Origin of the sequence: Candidatus Enterococcus huntleyi, assembly GCF_009933175.1 — a bacterium.
GTDB lineage: Bacteria > Bacillota > Bacilli > Lactobacillales > Enterococcaceae > Enterococcus_K > Enterococcus_K huntleyi.
This window is the reverse complement of the sequence record NZ_MAEJ01000012.1, coordinates 194,936-216,135: the sequence shown is the minus strand read 5'-3', so window position 1 is coordinate 216,135 and position 21,200 is coordinate 194,936. Positions and strand designations below refer to the sequence as shown.

The following is a 21,200-nucleotide window of genomic DNA, read 5'->3' as shown; positions in this document are numbered from 1 at the left end:
CTGTTTTTTGTTTGGGTGTTTAGTACACCGACATCGTAAATTATTATAACAATAATTTCTTGCTTTGCCTACTAATGATTTCCGAGAGTTTGATATTTCTGTAATTCCTCAACTAATTTCATCTGCGGTTTAGGAAATACTATTGATGAAAAACTGCTTTGCGTCGCCCATTGACTTCTTTCTTCTGTTGGAAATTCTTTTTTTGAGCGACCATAAAATAATAGAATATGCCATTTTAAATGACTAAAGATATGTGTGACTTCTCCAAGATGTCTTTTTTGCCAAATCACAGGATATTCTTCGAAAATAGTCAAATCCTCTTCTTCTGCTACTAAATCAAATAACGACATCTCGACTTCTTCTTTGGCCCACTTTTTCTGATACGCTCGATATTCTAATTCAGTAACTTCAATCAGCGGAAACGTCCACATGTTAGCCAGTAATCCCGTCTCATCTCGTTGTTTTAAATAAAACTCGCCCTCGGCATTTTCAATAGCAGCTGCCAAATAATACACATTTTTGGGTTTGGCTTTTTTTGATTTCACCGGGAATTCCGTCTGAATGCCTTTTTCATAGGCCAGGCAATACTCTTGAATTGGGCAACTCTCACATTTGGGTGAGGTTGGTTTGCATGTTCCTGAACCTAAGTCCATTAACGCTTGATTAAATTCTCCTGGATGCTTTTCATCAATAATTGCGCGCATCGCCTCATCAAAAACTTTCCTACTACTTGCTTTGGCAATATCGTCTTCAATACAAAATAGGCGACTGACAACACGCATAACATTTCCATCAATTGCTGGCTCCGGTAAACCAAATGCAATACTACCGATTGCGCCAGCCGTATAGGGACCGATTCCTTTTAATTGATGAATTTCTTCGATTGTATTCGGCATCTTACCATCATATTCTGCTACGATTTGCTTAGCCGCAGCTTGAATATTTCTGACACGTGAGTAATAGCCCAGACCTTCCCATGCTTTCAAAAGTTTTTCTTCTGGCGCATCTGCCAAAACTTCAATCGTTGGAAACCACTCCATGAATCGGTAAAAATAATCAATCACCGTCTCGACTCTTGTCTGTTGTAACATAATCTCTGAAATCCAAATTCTATATGGGTCCTGATTGACACGCCAAGGAAGATTCCGATGCTCCCGCTTATACCAATCTATAAATGTTTCCTGAAATGCCTCCTTTTTTTCCTTATCCCAATCAGCCCAAATCTTATCCCTAGTCATCACTTTCTTCCTTTTCATCTAAATATCGTTGTATATCATCAAAACTATAGCCTTTTTGATACAAAGACTGCTTAATCTTTTGATTTCTTTTTGACGCATTCAAGCGCGCATGACGTCGCCATAACTTATCTCCTTGCTGAACCAAGATAGCATACTCTTCATCTTCGTCTTTTTCAAACTCGATACTTTCCATCGCCCCAGTAATCACTTCACTAGAAAAGCCTTTTTGCATCAGCGTTTGACGTACTTTTTGAACCGTCTCTCTTTGGCTTTTCCCATGAATTTTTTTCAGTGCTTTTTCAGCAGTCCGAAGAGCTATTTCAACTTGTGAATCTTTCGGATATAGACTCAATGCTTGCTCGATTTCATCAGCTTTTACGCCTTTTTGTCTCAGTTGTTGTGTGATCGTCTGTGGTCCTTTATCACTAATTCTAACTTGTGTACGTACATAACTTTCCGCATAGATTAAGTCATCTATTAAGGTCAATTCTTTTAGCTTAGCGACTATTTTATCACGATCTTCTCGTTCAATTTCTTTATCTTTCAAATAAGTGCGAATTTCTTTTTCTGTTCTCAACTGATAGCTCAAATAATTCATTGCCATCTGTAGCCCATAATCATAGCCACCACTTTGTCTAATCTCATCGATTATTTGCTGAGAAATTTCTTGTCCTTTTAATAAACGATAGCGCACTAAAATATCTTCTGAGACACGTAACCCTTCTCCTTCAGATAACTGAATATTATAAAATGGTCCCTTGCCTTTAGCAATTTTGGTAACGGTGATGACACCTTCTATTTCTTCATTATTCATTGTACCACTCCTCATCGAACGTACATTCTACTATACCACAGAATCTCTTACAAATCGAAAAAACTATGGTAAACTATCCTTAGTTCATTTCATACACGAAGGAGAGCTTATGACAACAATCGTAAAATTAGGGCAAACGATTCCCTTAAAAATCAAGCGTCTAGGAATTAATGGGGAAGGGATTGGTTATTACAAACGCCTGATTATCTTTGTCCCTAACGCTTTACCCACCGAGGACGTCCAAGTAAAAATAACTAAGGCAACGCCAAAATTTGCGGAAGCCGCACTCATTAAAATAATCAAAAAGAGCAAATCGCGCGTCGTTCCCCCTTGTCCGGTCTATGACACTTGTGGTGGCTGCCAACTGCAACATCTTGCCTATCCTGCACAATTAGATTTCAAGCGAGATTTACTAAAGCAGTCTTTAGAAAAATTCAAACCGACTAATTATCAATCATATGAATTACGACCGACTATAGGAATGGCTGATCCTTGGCATTATCGGAACAAGGCGCAATTTCAGTTAAGACAAAACCCATTAACTAATCGTGTTGAAGCAGGTCTGTATCGTGCCGATTCTCATGAATTAGTTGCCATAGATGATTGTCTAGTACAAGAAGAAAACACGACGCACGTGATGAATACAGTTGTTCAACTATTAAATAAATATGAACTGCCAATCTATGATGAACGTAAAAACAGTGGGATTTTCCGAACAATTATGGTGCGTATCGGCATTCAAACAGGAGAAATTCAAGTCGTCTTTATCACCTCGACACAAAAATTCCCACAAAAGATGGCGCTCGTTCGAGAAATCAACCAACGTTTGCCAAAAGTTGTTTCCATCATGCAAAATGTTCAAAATAAAAAAACTTCCTTAGTTATGGGCGATGACACGATCCATATTTGGGGTAAAGAAGCTATCGAAGAACAGATAAATCAAGTCGTTTTCGATTTGTCCGCTCGAGCCTTTTTCCAATTAAATCCGCAGCAGACCAGCGTCTTATATGAAGAAGGAATTAAAGCTCTGGATTTAAAACAGAATGAAACCGTCGTTGACGCTTATTGCGGTGTCGGGACGATTGGCTTAAGTATCGCCCATTTAGCCAAAGAAGTGCGTGGAATGGATACAATCTCTCAGGCCATCTCTAACGCGCAAATCAACGCCACACGTCTAGGCTATACAAACACTCATTATGAAGTAGGAACAGCAGAAGAACTGCTACCCAAATGGTTGAATGAAGGCTTCAGACCAGATGCCATTATCGTCGATCCACCCCGCACAGGATTAGATAATAAGCTCCTCGTTGCACTAAAAAAACAGCCACCTAAAAAGATGGTTTATATTTCTTGTAACGTCTCCACATTAGCAAGAGACCTCAAAGAACTTGCTAACGTCTTTCAGGTAAACTATTTGCAATCAGTCGATATGTTTCCACAAACCGCACGTTGTGAAGTCGTCGTCAAACTGACTAGAAAATAAACTCCATAAAAATGAGCTACGAAATCTAAAATGATTTCGTAGCTCATTATTTATTATTTATTTTTTAAACATAATCAACAAATCTAGCTCTAAATTTCATGTGCAAATGGCTCCCGAGAATTAGCAGAATTAAAACCATACACCAAAAAATTAAGCCATAAGTCCCTTTTTCCCAGAACCAACCACGTGATAAGAAGGCATCTCGAAAACCTTCAATAATGTAATAAAATGGATTTAATTTTAAAACATTCACTAATTTATCTGGTAAATTCCGATTATTTATATCCCAAATTGGTCCAGAGACATAAAAAAGTAATCTAAAGACAGATTGTAAAAAGATGTGGTAATCACGTACTAACACAGTAATGGTTGCATTTAATATCCCATAGGCAAATAAAAAGACAAACATGCAGATAAAGTAATAAAAAAATTGTAACCAATAAATGGTTGGTGACATCCCGTAACTAAATAAAACCAGCAACAAAATCCCCATCATAGGTATATAAGACGATAAGTTACTAACTATATTAATAGTTGGTAAAATACTTACAGGAAATTTCATTTTTGCTACCATTCCCACTTGTCGGTGGATACTGTTTGATGCACCTAAAACTGAAGAATTAATATAAAACCAAGCAATAATCCCCGTTAGCATCCAAACCAAGAACGGAACACCATCAATCTTATTATTACCATTCACCCCAACACCGAATATCAAATAATAAATCCCAATCTGAATCGCCGGATTTAGAATTTGCCATGCTAGGCCTAAATAATGACTTTGGTACGTCGCTTTATCCTCATATCGAGACATTCGATAAATCATTCCAACATGGGAAAATTGCTCTTTGATAACCTCAATGATTTCTTTCACGTTGTTTCTCCTTCTACCTGTATACTAGTTCAGAGGTATTTTTATTACCATATCTTTATCTAATATCGTATCCTCTGATAATTGATTTAACTTCGCTACTCTCTCTAATGGTCTGTTATGCTTATCTGCGATATCTTTAAGCGATTCGCCAGAAGTTGCATTATATTCGCCGCCCACTTGAATAATCTTTGCTTTCTCCTCTTGACGCGCAAGTCGATCTCGAGCAGCTTGGCCACCGTTTTTTGATTGTTGCAGCATTGTAACAGGGTCTGTAATGGCAAACGTGAGTGACCTTCCGCTAAAACTAACTAAAGTTAAAAATAGAAAAGCTAACACAGAAAGTAATAGTATCCCTCTAGTAACAAAACTCATTTTTTCACCTAAAGGTGTCCTTCTTAGATTAGCTTGCTTCTCTTTATCCGATAATTTCTGCTCAGCCAATTGTTCATCTTCTGAAATAGTTCCAGCCAGTACGTCTAAATCAAATACTTTTTGATCATTTTTTTTATCTTCTTGATACTCTTTTTGTTCATTTTTAGGTAGTTTCTTAAAATCCTCTATAAATTCTTTGTACGCTGCCATAACTGTCTCAGTTGGTCCGTACATTTTCAAGTCACCATAGTGCATCCAAATCGTTTTATCACACAATTTTTCGACTTGATTTAAAGCATGACTGACGAAAAAGATGGTTTTCCCTTGCTCCTTAAATTCCATAATTTTATCAACACATTTTTGATAAAATGTATCATCACCAACAGACAAAGCCTCATCAATAACTAGAATATCTGGATTGTTATGCACGGCTATGGCAAAACCAAGACGTGATCTCATCCCACTTGAATAGCTTTTAACTGGTTGATTGATAAAATCGCCCAAATCTGCAAAAGAAACAATCTCTTCCATTTTTTGATCAATTTCCTTATTTGTCATACCAGACATTAAAGCCTTTAGTCGAATATTCTCGATACCTGTCAATTGGACCTTTAAGCCCGCACCGATTGCAATGATTGACGTATCTCCATTAACTTCCATAGTACCTGATGTCGGTGGAATAATACCGCTAATTATATTCGATAGCGTTGATTTTCCTGAGCCGTTAATTCCGATAATTCCGACAGATTCGCCTGCACTAACCTCAAAACTAACTCCTTTTAGAGCCCAAAAATTCGGGATATCTTTTCGATAAAACTTAAATAAAGCCTTGACTTTATCCGCTTTTTTCTTATATAAGTCGTACTCTTTAGTAACTAAAGTACTTCTTACTTTTACTTGATTGTTTTCCATCGTGTTCATCCTATCTCTTGTTTTTCTAGACAATTTTGCCTGGATTTTGAGACAACATATATAATAGCACAAAAACCTTTGAGAAAAAAGTCTCTACCAATTTCTTATAGACTAATCAAAAAAAGTCTCTAGTCAAATAGTTTACTTAACCAGAGAAATTTAGATATTTAGCTAGATTTAGCGCAGAAAACCTAATCATCAATAAAAAACTATCGTTTAATAAGTTTTCTTAAAACATTTAAACAAGTTGGTCGTAAGAAGAAAATAAGACCAAGGTAGAGGATGATTCCAATCATTACTTCAGCAAATAAAGTCGCCATACTAAATTCCCAAGTAACATTCAAATAGTAAACGACACAAAACATCAGGGAGCCAGAAAGAAGATATTTCCATACATTTACAAGCATTTTTTGAATTGGAATAAATTTTTTCACAGCATAGAACTGGACTAGACAGACTAACCCTTCAGAAACTACTGTTGCTACACATGCACCAACAGCTCCCCATAATGGAATCATAATAATATTCAATGCTAGATTTACGACAGCACCGACTGTCACAGAATAGGTGAAATATTTCATTTTATGTGTTGGCATCAAATATTGCTGCCCTGTCACATTACTCCAACCGATAAATAAGATGACCGGAGAAAGAACCATGACTAGCTGTTCGATTCCGATAAAGTTATTTCCAAAGAACCAAGGGGCAAACCTCGGGGCAATCGCCATTAGTCCAAACATCATGGGTGTTGCGATTAGGCTGACCATATCAAAAGATGTATAGAGATACTCATTGACTTTCTCATTATTTCCTTTAGCAAATGTATGGGCGACACGTGGTAACATCACCGTTCCCGTTGCTGTAACAACTGCTAAAATGACTTTAACCAGCTTATCTGCATTATCAAAATAACCAGCCGCTGTAACAGATACCAATGCCCCCAACATCGTCTTGTTGAGCACTAAATAAATCTGAATCGCAATTTGGGGAATGAATAAGCTAATCGATGGACGTAGGTGCTTCCATATCTGCAATTTACGTAGTCTAATGGGTCGAACCGTTTTTCTTAGATACGGCCATAAAGTTAAGTTTCCAATAAAGATTGAGCCCGCCGTAATCAAAATATAAAGTCCTAAGTCATTTTCCGTCTTGACTAGGCTAAAGATCAAAATCACTGACGCAATTTTGACGAGCATATTTCGAATGACTGGTTTTTGGAAATCTTCAATCCCCATAAACAACCATGATATATCAAGACCAGCAGCTAGAATCAGAACGGACTGATAAAGAAAATATTGCTGATATTCATGTGAAAAAAATAAAAAAATTAGGAAAGCGAGATAGGCTATCGTCACAGTAATTAGCTTTAGAATAGTTATTTCCCAAAATACTTTACTCATCTCTTTTTTATTATCCCGCACGTAAGCAATCGAGCGATTACCATAAAGATTCACACCTATACTTCCAAACAAGATAAAATATTGAATAATCGAATTCGTATAGGCGTTGATACCGACTCCCTGCGCACCAATTACACGAGCAATATAGGGCACAGTAATCAGTGGCAAAATCATCACGAGAACTTGATAACCCACGTTGTACAAATAATTCTTGATGATTTTCACAGGACAGCCGCCTCCTTAATCTTTCAACTCTTTTTTAGCAGCATGCAAGGCTGCTTTAATCACTTGATGCATATCAAAGTATTGATATAAGCCTAAACGTCCACCAAAAATCACATTTTTTTCTGTCTGTGCTAGTTTAAAATACTTACGATAAAGGTCAGAATTCTTTTGATCATTGACTGGGTAGTAAGGCTCATCACCTTTTTGCCACTCTTTAGAATACTCTTTAGTAATAACCGTCTTTTCTTGTGTACCAAATTCGAAGTGCTTATGCTCGATAATCCGGGTATAAGGCGTCTCGCCATCCGTATAATTTACCACGGCATTTCCTTGAAAATTCTCTTGATTTAAGATTTCTGTTTCAAAACGTAAAGAACGATATTCCAAGACACCGTATTCATAATCAAAGAATTGATCAATCATACCTGTATAAACAATCTTTTCAGCTATCGCTTCATAATGAGAACGATTTTCAAAAAAATCAACATTTAACTCTACCTCAATATTCGGGTGATCTAACAATTTTTCGACAATTTGTGTATAACCGCCAATGGGAATTCCTTGATAAATATCATTAAAATAATTGTTGTCGTAAGTAAACCGAACGGGTAGTCGTTTTATGATGAATGCAGGTAACTCCTGACAAGCTCTACCCCACTGTTTTTCAGTATAAGACTTAATTAGTTTTTCATAGATATCTGTCCCTACCAATGAAATAGCTTGTTCTTCTAAATTCCCAGGTGTTTTCCCATTTAACACGGCCCGTTGCTCTTCAATCTTCTGCTTTGCTTCATCAGGTGTAATAACTCCCCACAACTTGTTAAAGGTATTCATATTAAAGGGTAAATTATATATTTCACCATGAAAATTTGCTATTGGCGCATTCGTATAACGATTGAATTCAGCAAACTGCTGAATATATTCCCAAACAGCTCGATCACTGGTATGGAAAATATGGGCACCATATTGATGAACATTAATGCCAGCCGTCTCTTTTGTATAGATATTTCCAGCTACATGGTCACGTTTCTCGATCACTTTTACTTTTTTACCCTTTTTTGCAGCTTCATTGGCAAATACAGAGCCATATAACCCCGAACCAACAATTAAATAATCAAGCATTCATTCATTCCTCATTTCTTGTCAAAAAAAAGAAACTTAGAAAATTTCTTTTAATACAGTTCTTTTTTCTTAAAGTCTCTAAAAACTAATACTAGGGTTGAGAATTTTCTGCTAACGCATCTCTCAACCCTAAATTCATTCGTCTATTTGTAAGTAGATAATTCCTTATTTTACAGGTTGGCTAATTTTCCAGCTGATCTTTAAGTAGCGTCTGTACACGTAACAATTCATCTGGCTCGATTCCTTGATAATTAATCATGTACTCACCATATACACCATCGCCATCAAAACTAGTTCCTTGTAATTGATCCGTCTCCATCGAACTCAACGCAGGGGTATATTTTTTTAACAAGGTCATTAACGTATCCCAAGATAAATCAGTTTTGGCGTTATTACCTAAAACATCTAATAAGCCTTTATAATTAGAAATAGAATCGATTGAAGCTAAATCATGAAATAGTGCTTCAAGCACGATTCTTTGTCGTCTCTGGCGACCATAATCGCCTTCTGGATCATCATAACGCATTCTAGAATACTTCACTGCTTCCCAACCGTTCAGATGGATATTACCTAAAGGGAAACTCGCTCCTTCATAATCAAAAGCTAGGTGATTATCAATATCGATTCCACCGACCTCATCAATTAAATCAGTCATGCCATCCATATTAACTAAGGCATAATGATCAATAGGAATATCTAATAAATTCTCAACACTAGCCATCGCCATTGAAACCCCACCATAAGCATAGGCATGATTTAATTTGTCTGACGTCCCATTTCCTACAAGCTCTGTATACGTATCACGAGGGATACTAACTAACGTAGTTTGTTTTTTTTGTGGATTGACCGTTGCTACCATAATTGAATCAGAACGGCCTTCTGTTTGACTACCTCGAACGGCATCTGTATCAATCCCTAAAAGTAGGACAGAAAATGGTTCTGCATTCGAATAATCCAACGCCTCTGTTCTTAAACTAGGTATTTCACGTTCAATAGGCTCATAGGCATCATCCGCCACTTTCTTTGCATCATTATAAAATACTGCGCCCACTGCTACAGCGCCAATTAAAACGACTAAAATAAACATCAAAAATCCGATAACTGTTTTTTGCCAGACTTTCATAAAACGAAGTCACTCCTTCTCCCAAAACATTAGTTCAATTTCAAATCTTTTTTAATTTGAGTGGTTGAGATTTCAGGAGTTCTAGCTAAATAGATAACCTCTGCCTTTGTCTCATCTTGAATGAAATCAAATTTACCAGCCCAGTCGTCACCCATTACGAAGGTATCAATATGATACTCTCTTATATCAGTAATCTTCTGTTCCCAGCTATTTTCAGGAATCACTAAATCCACGTAGCGAATTGCTTCTAACAATTCTTTTCGTTTTTCATAAGAAAAGTAACATTTCTTTTGTTTCTCTTCCCAATTAAATTCATCAGTTGAGAGAACAACAACTAAATAGTCCCCTTGCTCTCTTGCACGCCTCAATAAATTTATATGTCCATAGTGCAATAGATCGAATGTGCCATATGTTATTACACGTTTCATAAGTTTTCCTCTTCTATTCTTTTTTTCCACTTACAAACCATACCAAAAGAAAGCAAAATTTTCAATCACATGCAAGATTTCCGAGACATCCACAAGACTTTTTTAAACCTTTTGTAACTTAAGAAATAATTTTGTAAAGAAACTGTTCTAAAACTGTAAAATATGTTTCCGGATAAAATTGATTGATTGACTTTTTAATCAATTGTGATGAAAATTCTTTTTCATTGATTTTACTTAAAGCTTGGCGAAGAGCAGCAATATCATTTGTCGGATAGATCAAGCCGTTCTCAACAGTAATAATATCTACCGGTCCAGTCGGACAATTAGATGAAACACATGGCAGCCCATAAGAAGCAGCTTCTAATAATACCATCGGAAACCCTTCAAATTGTGACGTTAACACTAAAGCACTTGCTGCTTCTATACGTTCCCATGGATTGACCACCCACCCAAAAAATATGATTTTATCAGAGATTCCTAGTTCCGCTGCTAGCTCTTGTAGAGCCACACGATCTGCTCCATCGCCATAAATTGCTAAAGACCATTTTGTCTTTAATTCTGCTAAAGCATAAAATAATTCAGAAAGATTTTTTTGTCCTTTTAACATTAAACGACCAATATAAATTAGTTTTAATTCATCCAATACTGGAACAATCGTTCTCTCTTTGTAGTCAATTGGATTATAGATTAAAAATATTCTTTCATTAGGGATTCCCACTGAACTAAGTTGTTTCTTGATACCACTACTAATCGCTAGATGGTAATCGGCTAATGGCAAATATTCAGGTCTAATGGCTGGTTCATCAAAAATCGAGAAATGAATCCAGGAAACTAACTTGAATTCCTTTTTATAACATTTTTTAAAAAAAGCTGCAATACGTAACATCGTCGTATTTAAACAAATAATCACTTGTGCGTCTGTTTTTTTGAAGTAATGTGCAAGATATAGAATCCCAGAAATGTATTGGAGCTTTTTATTCGAAAACTGATACTTATTTAGTTGATAGTCCCGAAATCCTTCTAACCAGTCTAGTGAATCCATACCTTGTGACAGAACCAGATGGAAACGAATATTCGTAGTATGCTCGAAGTACTCAGCTACCTTTTTTACGACTGTCTCAGTTCCACCTTTTCCAGAATAGCGAGGAATTAATAAATCGACATTCATCATTTACTTTCCCTCTTCCTTAAAATATTTTGGGCTTTTCTCACAATATAGATACCGTTTAAAAAGATAAATGACTCTTGCTGAATAGCTTTAAAAAGAACTTTTTTCCATATTGGACCATTAAATTTTGGTATATAGGTAAAATAAGTAACAAGCTCTTCACGTTTCCTAAAGTTTAGAAAAGCCTGTCGTCTCTCTTGATACGTAGCTGAATTATTTTGATTACAATAACATAAATTAACTAACTCTTTAGTTAAATCAAAACAATAGATTGAAAAAGAGTCATTGAAGGCTTCTTTATTTCTAACCGCCTTCTGAAAAGAAGATAATCGGTTCAGTAACTTTACAAACATTACAGGCAGTTCTGGATCATACTTTTTGGATAGAGAATCAGTATTATCTGTTTTATATAAATAGACAACATCCGCTACATAGGAAACTTTAGGCTGACTACTGTATAACTGAACTGCAAACAGTGCATCTTCGCGTTTCGTAATATCATCTGGAAATCTGAGTGCATTTTTATTTAAAATCTCTCTCTTCACTAACTTTGCCCAAGGCATCCCTAGATAATAACCAGAATAATTTCCTCCAGTCTCTGGCGTTCTAAAGACCGCCAATAGAAGTTCCTCTGCATCCAAGTCTTGCCAATAAACAGAATCAATGGTTATCGGATCTTTAGCCTCAGATACTTTACCTGTTTGGCTGTTTATTTCACCATAATTGAAAAGAACAACTTCTGAATTTTCAAATTTTTTTATGCTTTCCAATAAGATTGCTTCCGCATTTTTTGTCAGTAAATCGTCTGAATCTATAAAGAAAACCCATTCTGCATGAGCATGGGTAAGACCGGAATTTCGAGCGGAAGAAACACCCGCGTTCACTTGATACAGGTATATGAATCGTGAATCTTTCTGACAGTAGTCTTCAACTACCGCCTTCACATACGCTTGCGAGCCGTCATCAATCAAAATAAATTCAAACTGAGATGATGTGAATCCAGTTAGGCAATCCAAACAAGACCGGAGTACTAGCTCATCTGTATTATATATTGGCAAGATAAAACTAATCAGCGGCTTCATTGTTTAGACCTCCTTCATCTTTTCCTCAACCTGACTCATAGCAGAATTCAAAAAATAGCCAGTTGTGATCTTTCCATTTATTTTTTCGACATTTTCTCTTAATTTTGCTTCGTCTTGCTGATTGATTCGCTCTTCTATTTCTGCCAAATTTGCTATAGAAAAACCAATTGCTTGTTCTTCAACAAATTTACTCAAAGCGGATTCCTGCCAAACAATCACAGGAAGACCAACAGCTAAATAAAGTGAGGCTTTATGCGAATTATTGTAACGCAAATATTCACCAAAACTACCTGCGCATGAAGAGACTGACGGACCATCCCAAACAAGACCATAACTACCTTTAAGCGCAGACAACAGTTCATCAGGTGCAAATGAACCATGATAATGAACCGAAGCCTCATCCGACTCGGTATAATTTGGACCATACAGCTCAAAATCAAGATGAGTAGATAGTTGATTTAATTTTCGTAAATAGCCAGACTTCTCTTCATTCAAGTTTCCCGCAATAACAATTCCTTTTGTCGCATCATAGGCGTTTACTTCTCGCGGTATAAGATAATCAAATAATTCTAATGTCACCAATTTATTTTCCATAAAACCTTGACTTACTAAATACTTTTTCATCATTAAATTATGGCAAATAATTGCTTCACATTTTCGTAGCATCTTCAAATCTGCTAACTGATCGCGCTTTTGTTTTTCTGCATGTAAATTCCTTAATGAATCTAGATCATGAACGAGAGCAACAAATTTAACATGTTTTTTATTTATAAGTGGATTCATCACCCAATTGAAATATACAAACCCTGTCATCGGGTGTTGCATGACAACGAGAGAATTCTTTGGCAACAGGAAAAACAATCGGAAAGCATTAAGCATAGACGTCATATGTCGATGGAATTTTTCAAAATAATTTTCACGGCGATCTTCTCTTGGCTCATAATTACTTACAGTGATTGCTCTATAGCCACGGTCTTTCAAGAGCTTGTCCACATCGTCTCGTGCTTTACTACCCGCATGGGGATTTTTCCCATTTTCTGTTTTGATAAATACTTTTTCCACTTTTATTCCTCAAATCTATAGTGAACGACTTGTTGCCTGCCACCAATTCATTTTTTTATCTGTATTCTTTCGCGAAAATAATTTTCCAATAAATAAGGGAAATGGGCTGAACCACAAATCCAAAAGTTGCGGATCGAAGGTACTATGAATCACAACAAAAACAACTGCTAAAGCACCAATAATATGTTTAGCCTTCATCAACCGATAAATTATCAGAGTAAAACAAGTCACTACAACAAGATACAATATAATTCCTTTTGACACTAAAATATTGATAAATGAACTATCTATAAAGTTATAAGGTAAATCGTCATTTCTGCGCTCAAACTTTGTTATATTATCGATAAACTCGATTTCTTGTCCAGCTAGGGAAATTCCATAATTGTTTATCCCTGATGATCCTAAAAAAAGACGATTAGACAATAAAAGGTTCAGCCGCTTTAGAAATACTGAATCTGATTGGTAAAAATAATTTAAAGCTAAAAAGACCGTCGATAATACTGGGGTGAATGCGGTCGCTAAACCTCTCATAAAAGAACGCTCAAAAAAAGCAGACCACTTTCTTATAAGTAAACTAAGCAAAATAAATAGTATGCCTAAAGCAAAAGGATTTTTAGTATCAGTAATCACATACCAAAAGATAGCGCCACTAATTGTTAGTAAAACATCCCACCATTTAAAAGATAAGCCTCGAACAAAGAATAACATGAGCGTCAAGTAAAAGAACATCTGCGCAGGAAAATTAGTCCATGAATAGCCTAATGCATACCGCCTAATCATCCCTGGTCTTGCTGAGGTTCGTTCAGGTAAAATTCCTAGTAAATTCCCAATAATACAGGCAAACATGATAATAATTTGCATAAGAATGAAGGCCTTCATTACTTTTTGTAAATCCTGGTTTCTTGCTGAGAAAATCAGGAAACAAGTATCAAAAATCACTGTATTTTTGGTTATTACGGCAATACTAAGTCCTAAAACTACAAATAAAGCCCCACAAAAAAAGGGAATTAATGTGCTTATCTTAAGCTGCTTATATTCCTTTTCTTTTATAAATTCAACTAGCTCACTCATCCCTTTCAACACTAACAAAACATAACAAAATAAACGAATCGAAACAAAGCCGAATGAGGGTAAATATAGTTGGAACATGGTAATTGTTTGTAGCTCCAAATAGACGACCCAACTAAATAATGCAACCATAAAGAGCAGTTGATTGATAGGATAACTAAACTTACGTATTTGTTCTTTAAAATTCATTAACTTGCCTCATTTCTTTGTTGAACGAAAGAATTTCCTTTTTAAGAAGCTGCTTCCTTTTTTAACCCAATTCTGAGGTTCCATAAAAAGAACAGGTAGCTCTTTATATGTCTTTTGATTTGTCATCACCCAGACATCCAACAAGCGCTCACTAATAAACCCATAGACTCTTGCTTCATAACTAGAGTACGCAGAAATATCAATTCTTTTTTCCAATTCGAATAATATTTCAAATAACCAGTCGCTGTAGGCATCGAAATCCGCTCGCTTCATAATAAACATATTAAACATATGCGCTTTTGAGCTGCTCATGGCTACTTCGAAAGCTGGAATATAAGTAGGGAATTTTTCTTGAATAATTCGTTTTGTTTCATCCAAATCATTCACATTATGTGCATGTGCATAGTGTGAATATGAACTTTCGATATAGTAATTTCTTGGTTGCGGTAAGATCATATCAGCCTCTTGTAATAACTCCAAAATTTCATTTTTGGAAAGAAGGCTTGCACGTTTTTTTTCTAACGTTCGTCCTTTTTTTCTTTTAACAAAATAACGCCGATAATGAACTAAGCCAACAACTTCTGCATCTAGGTTTTTCCATGCCCAATACATTGCTGTCAGCTCATTAAAATGAGGATTTTTCTCCGAAATATTCTCGCCCTCATCATCACCTGTATAACCCAAATCAGGATGCAGCTTCCGTCCAACTTGAACGGGAAAATAAATCTTTTCCTCTGGCATCCAATATTTTTTATGTGTGGCTACTAAAATCTTTGTATTCACTAATGCGCACCTTCTTTTTTTAGGACAACAATACATGTTTTCACTAAAATTTTGAAATCATTCCGCAAGCTAAGATTGTTCAAATACGATAGCTCTAAATCAGTTCTTTCTGGGTATGGCACATCACTTCTGCCTGAAACAGTCCAGACACCTGTTAAACCTGGTTTAACAGATAAAAAATCGGTTACCCTCTGATCGTATTCAGCAAGTTCTTCTTCAACAACCGGACGTGGACCCACTAATGCCATATCCCCTTTTAAAACATTCCAAAATTGTGGCAATTCATCAATACTTGTTTTTCGAATGAAGGAACCCAACCCAGTCACACGCGGATCTCTTCCCTCATCTAATTTATAGCCACCATTAATATATTCTTCATATAATTCTTTATTCTTTTTTAAGACTTCTTCTGCATCCATCACCATTGAGCGGAATTTATAAATTTCAAATTCTTTTCCATCTTTTCCAATCCTCGTTTGACTAAAAATCAATGGCCCTTTATTCTTCTTACTGAAAAAATAAATAATTGATAAAATTATCGCAGTCAGGAAAAAAAGAACCATACCACAGCAGGCCCCAATCACATCGAATACTCTTTTAAAAAAGAGAAAAAGAGTGTTCGGTTTCGGATAGACTACAGAATTATCCATAGAATCATCTTTATCTTCAATCAATAAACGTCACTCATTTCATTGTACTTCAAAAATTTTCCTAACTTCACTTTACACAGTATAACTATGAATTGACCTCCAAGCAAGTATTTTCCATATAAAAAAACAGGTGCTAAGCACCCGTTAAAGATAATAATTATAATTTAGTGACTTCCGCAGCTTGTGGTCCACGATTTCCTTCAACAATCGAAAATTCAACTTCTTGCCCTTCCTCGAGTGATTTGAAACCGTCACCTTGAATGGCTGAGAAATGTACAAATACATCATCGCCACCATCAACTGTAATAAATCCGAAACCTTTTTCATTGTTAAACCATTTTACTACTCCATGTTCCATGTATATCTAGCCTCCAAAGATTTTTGACGAATTCTGTGATCGTCGACACTTATTATACCTAAGAATGAAAACGCTAGCAACCGTTTTTCAAAAAATAGTTTACGCTTTACCTAACCATTCTATTTATCATGTTTTGATAAGCTAGCTGCTCTTGCGTTTCTCTAATAACCAAATCAGAAAACCTTCTTGCTAAAAATACGTCTAATTCTCCCTCAATATCATGAGTCACTGTCGCATTTCCAATCAGTTCCATCCAATAGGTTCCTTCTTCTTCATGGACCACTGTTTTCACTAAGCCACCCACATTTCGAACAGTGATTGTTTCGTAAAATTCGCCTCCATGAAGTAAATCATACATCAAGCTACTCGCGCACATAGCTGTGCCACACGCGCTAGTAAAACCTACACCACGTTCAAAAGTTCTTACAAACAATTCATTTTTATCTAATATCTCTACAAAACTGACATTCACGCCGTCAGGAAATAGTTGATTTTCTTCATTCACTAAACGAGCAATCCTCTCAAATTCTTCGCTTATTAATAAATCATGTGCAACGAAAGCAATCAAATGTGGATTGGGCACAGCAACTGCGGAAAAGTGAATAGTAGAAGATAATTCAGGCAAAATTTGATTGATAATAGCCTCTTCAGCACGTACAGGAATTGTCTGCGGATCTAAACTAACGGGTGAAATTTCGACTTGATAAGTTTTGACGTTCGTATCTAATTCACTTGTTTTCCGCACTTTCAAGTCAGCAAACATCGTCTCTACTTTGAACGAATCCTGCTTGTTTTTTTCTGCTAAATAACGGGCTACCGTTCTTAAACCATTCCCACACATGCTGGCTTCGCTGCCATCACTATTTATAACACGCATTTTCCCTATAGCTGCATTCTGTTCAGATTCTTCTACCACTAATAGACCATCTGCACCACCAAGTAACCCAGATTCCCTAGAACAAATACTAGCTCTCAGTTTATCGATTTCGGCAGCAGAAAGTTTAACTTCTACATCCTCCATTTGATCCAATAAGAAAAAATCATTCTCCGATCCATGCACTTTTTGAATTTTCATAACTTCACTTCTTTCTTTATAAATAAACGCAGTAGACTATCCATCTTTTCTAAACTCTCTCTTTGATTCAATCACAATTACTTCAAATCGTACATCTCGATTTACTAAAAATCAAGAGAATTTGACAGGTTTTTTTACTAAAAATCTGAGTATTCCTACAGATAAAATTGGGGATTGAAGGAAAAATTACTTAAGTTACTATAAATCCTCGATAAATAGTTTTAATTTACAATCCCATGGAAAATAGTTAAACCACCTGTATCATATTAAATTACAACATATAAAACTGCCGTTTTCAATTATATTCACTTTTAAAATTTTTTATATCAGGAGATCTATTGAAAAAAACCATATATCAACAAAATTGGAAAAACAATTTTGTAATATATGGTTTTACTTAATACGTTAGTCAACTTGAGAACGTGCTGCTATATTCCACTAGATTTAATAAATGAACCGACTAATTGAAACTATGATTTCCCTCTAATCTTTAGGTGATTTCTCTAAAATTATTTTCATAATTTAATCATTAGAATTATGTGATGAAGCAACTTCATTAGTAACACTTCTTTCATCAGTCATTTTCTCCTCAGACTCGTTTACCGTGGTGTCAAAAATAATAGTCTCACTAGTACTTGTTTCACTAGTTTCAGGTGTAGTAATTTCATTTGACGTAGAACTTTCATCTATATTTCCAGCAGATTCAGTGGTTAAAGTACCTTCTGTGCTAGAATTTTCAGAAAAAGTGGTCGACTCCGTAGATTCTACTACTTCAATAGTTTTTGGCGTTTTTACAAGATTAAATGCAGCTTGATCCATCCAGTAAGTCTCTCCAGCTATAGTAAATTTATAGTAAGTAGATTTTGCTGTGCGGATACTTACTGAAACAGTACCTTGTTTTCCAGCATACTTACTACCACTTCCAATATATTTTGCAGTCGGATTAGAATTCGGTACCGCACTCCATACACCATGCTTAGATGCATCCTTTTTGACTTGTACTTTGATTGTTAAATTTTTCTCTTCAACTATAGGGTCATGGAAAGCCTTTTTATCCAGCCAGCCAACTACTTTACCATTTTTTTCAAATTGATAATATGTGTGTCCTTCGCTTGTCTTAACTATGCGTTTAATAATCACCTGTTGAGAATGATATGGTTGACCATTACCTAAATATTGTGCAGCCATTGAGACATGCGGAATATTGTTCCAAATACCTTCTTTTTTCGCATCAGCTGCTTTTTTCAGTGTTACCTTGTAATGAACTGCTTGATCCTCGATTATTTTTGCTAATTTGAAATCAAATGCTGCTTGATCCATCCAGTAAGTTTTACCTTCTATAGTAAATTTGTAATAAGTTGATTTTGCAGTACGCACACTAGCTGAAACAACTCCATTTTTCCCAGCATAAATACTTCCGTTACGAATATATTTTGCTTCAGAAGAAGTATTAGGTACTGCACTCCACACACCGTGTCTTGCTGCATCTTTTTTCACTTGAACTCTAACGTTCAATTTTTTTTGTTCCAATATTGGATCGTAAAAGGCCTTCGAATTTAACCAACCAATTACTTTGCCATTTTGAGAAAATTGATAAAATACTTGATTCGTACTTAATTTTACTTCTCGAACAATTGTCGCTTTTACTTTAGAGTAAGTTGCAGTCGCTCCAACATAGCTTGTGTCAACTGATGTATTTTCTGGATTTGAATAGACATTATAGCTAGTCGTATTCTTAATCATTGTAGTAACATTCACTTTCTTATCTTCTACAACTGTATCTAAGATAGGTGTAAAAGCTGCTTTATCAATCCAAAGTGATTGTCCATTCAAAGAGAATCTCCAATAAGTTGCTCTGCTTGTTTGAGCCATTTCTAAAACAGTCACAGTATTGCCAGCATACTTAGATGCGTTCCTTAGGTATTTGATTCCATTCCCAGTGTGAGGAACACCATTCCAAACACCATGCTTACTAGAAACAGCAGCTTCATTCACTTTTGCTTTAAATTTTGTTGCTTTTTGAGATTTCACTTTCTCATAGGTTCCATCTGTAAACTTACCAATATAGTCAATATTAATATCAAAACTTCCACCAATTGGCGTCGCAACACCTGGAAATTTCATATCAGAAGCCCATTGCCATGCAGCATAATCAGTATGCAATAATTTATTCTTACTAGGCTTGTAAGGATATTGTGCAACCCAAATATTTGATTTACCTAAAACATTTGGATTTAACTTAGGCTTGGCAGTGGTAACCCAATCCGCCATAGAATAATGAACCACATTCGAATAGCCGCGTGCTTTTAAAGTATTCGCAAAGATAACCGAATTATTCGTGACATTTCCACTAGCCATTGCACTATCTTCCGCATCATTAACAAAAATCGCACTTTTTGCTAATCCAGTATTTGCAGCCGCGTTTGCAAAATAGTTCGCTTCGTTCTTAGCTGCTGTTGCTGTCGCAAACTTGCTATAGTGATAGGCAGAAACTGTTAAGCCCGCTGCCTGTGCATTTTTAATTTGGACAAATCGTTGTGGATTCAAGTAGTACGTACCCTCGCTTAACTTGACTACCACGCCTTTGACTCCATATGATTTCATTTTTTTATATTGATCAACCGTGATTGCTCCATTCCAAGAGGAGACATCAATAAAATCTTTATTTGGTAGTGAAGTATCCGTCGCACTCGAGAATAGGCTCATGCCAAACGTACTCATGCTATTATTATTTTTAATACTACTTCCCATAGTAGCGTTATTTTGTTCAATTGTTTGGGCAATCGTTTCCTCATCCAAAACGGATTGAATTCCATAATTTGTATCAGCAAGACCAACTTTGCTCAGTCCAAAGAAACTACCCAATACGACACTAGATAAGATGACTCTTTTCATTAATTTCCCTTTTTTCATTGCTCTCTCCATTCATAATAAATCAGTCTATGTAAACTAGAATAACTAGCAACATCCATTCTAACATAAATTATTATCAGAAGAAAAATTAATTTTTTTAAACTTATATAAGCAGAAGAGAACAGCAAATGTAGGATGAAATGAACTACTATAAAGAAAAAAATCGCAGCTCATCAAATTCATTGATGAACCGCGATTCGTATAAAAAATTACTTAGCAAAGTTTTTATTTACTTGTTCCCAATTTACTAAATTCCAAAATGCTTCAATATAGTCAGGACGAACATTTTTATATTTCAAATAATAAGCATGTTCCCAAACATCCAAACCTAAAACTGGCGTTTGACCGTCCATTAAAGGTGAATCTTGATTAGCTGTTGAAGTTACTTCTAACTTGCCATTATTTAAGACTAACCAAGCCCAGCCAGAACCGAAACGTCCAGTTGCTGCTGTCTTAAATTCAGCCTTCAAATTGTCAAAGCTACCAAACGCAGCATCAATTGCTTCTTTAATTGCGCCCGTTGGTTCGCCACCTGCATTAGGTGCTAACACTTCCCAGAAGAAAGTATGGTTTGCATGACCACCACCATTGTTACGAACGGCTGTACGAATATCTTCAGGAATACTATCCATATCAGAGATTAATTCTTCAACTGATTTTTCACCTAATTCAGGATGTTTTTCAATCGCAGCATTTAGGTTAGTTACGTAAGTGTTATGGTGTTTGTCATGATGCAAATGCATCGTTTCAACATCAATATAAGGTTCCAATGCGTCGTAAGCGTAAGGTAAATCTGGTAAAGTATAAGTCATAATAAATTTCCTCCTAAAAAAAGTCATAGTTATGTTTCCATAATTAAGA

19 protein-coding genes are annotated in these 21,200 nt (G+C 35.8%); 1 reads left to right on the top strand and 18 read right to left on the bottom strand.

Annotated elements, in window-relative coordinates; all coding sequences use genetic code 11:
- Window positions 1–71: 71 nt before the first annotated feature.
- Window positions 72–1,238, bottom strand: coding sequence for an A/G-specific adenine glycosylase (gene mutY, locus BAU15_RS09065; RefSeq protein ID WP_161842420.1), 1,167 nt, complete (start codon window positions 1,236–1,238; stop codon window positions 72–74).
- Complete coding sequence (gene recX / locus BAU15_RS09060) at window positions 1,231–2,052, bottom strand: recombination regulator RecX (protein WP_161842419.1); 822 nt, start codon at window positions 2,050–2,052, stop codon at window positions 1,231–1,233. The genes mutY and recX overlap by 8 nt, the downstream gene beginning before the upstream one ends.
- A 109-nt stretch (window positions 2,053–2,161) precedes the next feature.
- Between recX and rlmD the strand changes: the two genes are divergently transcribed.
- Window positions 2,162–3,535, top strand: a complete 1,374-nt coding sequence (gene rlmD / locus BAU15_RS09055) for a 23S rRNA (uracil(1939)-C(5))-methyltransferase RlmD (RefSeq protein WP_161842418.1) — start codon at window positions 2,162–2,164, stop codon at window positions 3,533–3,535.
- 64 nt (window positions 3,536–3,599) lie between these two features.
- On the opposite strand, the gene BAU15_RS09050 is transcribed toward rlmD, so the two are convergent.
- The 16 genes from BAU15_RS09050 to BAU15_RS08975 form a co-directional block, all read right to left on the bottom strand.
- A complete protein-coding gene (locus BAU15_RS09050; RefSeq protein ID WP_161842417.1) occupies window positions 3,600–4,409 on the bottom strand; it encodes an ABC transporter permease in 810 nt (269 codons plus the stop codon).
- Window positions 4,410–4,433: 24 nt separating this feature from the next.
- Window positions 4,434–5,693 carry a teichoic acids export ABC transporter ATP-binding subunit TagH gene (tagH, locus tag BAU15_RS09045; protein WP_474117451.1) on the bottom strand — a complete coding sequence of 420 codons (1,260 nt, stop codon included), beginning with the start codon at window positions 5,691–5,693 and terminating at the stop codon, window positions 4,434–4,436.
- Window positions 5,694–5,902: 209 nt separating this feature from the next.
- Window positions 5,903–7,318 carry a flippase gene (locus BAU15_RS09040; protein WP_161842415.1) on the bottom strand — a complete coding sequence of 472 codons (1,416 nt, stop codon included), beginning with the start codon at window positions 7,316–7,318 and terminating at the stop codon, window positions 5,903–5,905.
- 15 nt (window positions 7,319–7,333) lie between these two features.
- Window positions 7,334–8,440 carry a UDP-galactopyranose mutase gene (gene glf / locus BAU15_RS09035; RefSeq protein ID WP_161842414.1) on the bottom strand — a complete coding sequence of 369 codons (1,107 nt, stop codon included), beginning with the start codon at window positions 8,438–8,440 and terminating at the stop codon, window positions 7,334–7,336.
- Between the two features lie 181 nt (window positions 8,441–8,621).
- Window positions 8,622–9,563 (bottom strand): LCP family glycopolymer transferase, encoded by a 942-nt coding sequence (locus BAU15_RS09030; RefSeq protein ID WP_161842413.1) that lies wholly within the window; start codon window positions 9,561–9,563, stop codon window positions 8,622–8,624.
- 29 nt (window positions 9,564–9,592) lie between these two features.
- Window positions 9,593–9,991, bottom strand: coding sequence for a glycerol-3-phosphate cytidylyltransferase (gene tagD, locus BAU15_RS09025; RefSeq protein WP_161842412.1), 399 nt, complete (start codon window positions 9,989–9,991; stop codon window positions 9,593–9,595).
- Window positions 9,992–10,109: 118 nt separating this feature from the next.
- Complete coding sequence (locus BAU15_RS09020; RefSeq protein WP_161842411.1) at window positions 10,110–11,162, bottom strand: glycosyltransferase; 1,053 nt, start codon at window positions 11,160–11,162, stop codon at window positions 10,110–10,112.
- Window positions 11,159–12,241 (bottom strand): glycosyltransferase family 2 protein, encoded by a 1,083-nt coding sequence (locus BAU15_RS09015; protein WP_161842410.1) that lies wholly within the window; start codon window positions 12,239–12,241, stop codon window positions 11,159–11,161. Before BAU15_RS09015 ends, BAU15_RS09020 begins: the two co-directional genes overlap by 4 nt.
- A 3-nt stretch (window positions 12,242–12,244) precedes the next feature.
- On the bottom strand, window positions 12,245–13,303 hold the full coding sequence (locus tag BAU15_RS09010) for a glycosyltransferase (RefSeq protein WP_161842409.1): 1,059 nt from the start codon (window positions 13,301–13,303) through the stop codon (window positions 12,245–12,247).
- Between the two features lie 15 nt (window positions 13,304–13,318).
- Window positions 13,319–14,560: a hypothetical protein gene (locus BAU15_RS09005; protein WP_161842408.1), complete on the bottom strand. Its 1,242-nt coding sequence runs from the start codon at window positions 14,558–14,560 to the stop codon at window positions 13,319–13,321.
- A 9-nt stretch (window positions 14,561–14,569) separates the two neighbouring features.
- Entirely contained in the window at window positions 14,570–15,343 is a 774-nt protein-coding gene (locus BAU15_RS09000; protein ID WP_161842407.1) for a DUF4422 domain-containing protein, read from the bottom strand.
- Window positions 15,343–15,993 (bottom strand): sugar transferase, encoded by a 651-nt coding sequence (locus BAU15_RS08995; protein WP_161842406.1) that lies wholly within the window; start codon window positions 15,991–15,993, stop codon window positions 15,343–15,345. The genes BAU15_RS09000 and BAU15_RS08995 overlap by 1 nt, the downstream gene beginning before the upstream one ends.
- Window positions 15,994–16,150: 157 nt before the next feature.
- Window positions 16,151–16,351, bottom strand: a complete 201-nt coding sequence (cspD, locus tag BAU15_RS08990; RefSeq protein WP_161842405.1) for a cold-shock protein CspD — start codon at window positions 16,349–16,351, stop codon at window positions 16,151–16,153.
- Window positions 16,352–16,457: 106 nt separating this feature from the next.
- Entirely contained in the window at window positions 16,458–17,426 is a 969-nt protein-coding gene (gene dapF, locus BAU15_RS08985) for a diaminopimelate epimerase (protein ID WP_161842404.1), read from the bottom strand.
- 522 nt (window positions 17,427–17,948) lie between these two features.
- Window positions 17,949–20,339: a GW dipeptide domain-containing protein gene (locus BAU15_RS08980; protein WP_161842403.1), complete on the bottom strand. Its 2,391-nt coding sequence runs from the start codon at window positions 20,337–20,339 to the stop codon at window positions 17,949–17,951.
- 209 nt (window positions 20,340–20,548) lie between these two features.
- Window positions 20,549–21,151 carry a superoxide dismutase gene (locus tag BAU15_RS08975; RefSeq protein ID WP_161842402.1) on the bottom strand — a complete coding sequence of 201 codons (603 nt, stop codon included), beginning with the start codon at window positions 21,149–21,151 and terminating at the stop codon, window positions 20,549–20,551.
- Window positions 21,152–21,200: the final 49 nt, after the last annotated feature.

What these genes read in the sequence shown, in the direction of transcription:
- BAU15_RS09005 (WP_161842408.1), bottom strand. Translation starts at nt 14,560, where the DNA reads ATGAATTTTAAAGAACAAATACGTAAGTTTAGTTATCCTATCAATCAA.
- BAU15_RS09030 (WP_161842413.1), bottom strand. Translation starts at nt 9,563, where the DNA reads ATGAAAGTCTGGCAAAAAACAGTTATCGGATTTTTGATGTTTATTTTA.
- tagH (WP_474117451.1), bottom strand. Translation starts at nt 5,693, where the DNA reads ATGGAAAACAATCAAGTAAAAGTAAGAAGTACTTTAGTTACTAAAGAG.
- glf (WP_161842414.1), bottom strand. Translation starts at nt 8,440, where the DNA reads ATGCTTGATTATTTAATTGTTGGTTCGGGGTTATATGGCTCTGTATTT.
- rlmD (WP_161842418.1), top strand. Translation starts at nt 2,162, where the DNA reads ATGACAACAATCGTAAAATTAGGGCAAACGATTCCCTTAAAAATCAAG.
- mutY (WP_161842420.1), bottom strand. Translation starts at nt 1,238, where the DNA reads ATGACTAGGGATAAGATTTGGGCTGATTGGGATAAGGAAAAAAAGGAG.
- BAU15_RS09015 (WP_161842410.1), bottom strand. Translation starts at nt 12,241, where the DNA reads ATGAAGCCGCTGATTAGTTTTATCTTGCCAATATATAATACAGATGAG.
- BAU15_RS08995 (WP_161842406.1), bottom strand. Translation starts at nt 15,993, where the DNA reads ATGGATAATTCTGTAGTCTATCCGAAACCGAACACTCTTTTTCTCTTT.
- tagD (WP_161842412.1), bottom strand. Translation starts at nt 9,991, where the DNA reads ATGAAACGTGTAATAACATATGGCACATTCGATCTATTGCACTATGGA.
- cspD (WP_161842405.1), bottom strand. Translation starts at nt 16,351, where the DNA reads ATGGAACATGGAGTAGTAAAATGGTTTAACAATGAAAAAGGTTTCGGA.
- dapF (WP_161842404.1), bottom strand. Translation starts at nt 17,426, where the DNA reads ATGAAAATTCAAAAAGTGCATGGATCGGAGAATGATTTTTTCTTATTG.
- BAU15_RS08975 (WP_161842402.1), bottom strand. Translation starts at nt 21,151, where the DNA reads ATGACTTATACTTTACCAGATTTACCTTACGCTTACGACGCATTGGAA.
- recX (WP_161842419.1), bottom strand. Translation starts at nt 2,052, where the DNA reads ATGAATAATGAAGAAATAGAAGGTGTCATCACCGTTACCAAAATTGCT.
- BAU15_RS09020 (WP_161842411.1), bottom strand. Translation starts at nt 11,162, where the DNA reads ATGATGAATGTCGATTTATTAATTCCTCGCTATTCTGGAAAAGGTGGA.
- BAU15_RS08980 (WP_161842403.1), bottom strand. Translation starts at nt 20,339, where the DNA reads ATGAAAAAAGGGAAATTAATGAAAAGAGTCATCTTATCTAGTGTCGTA.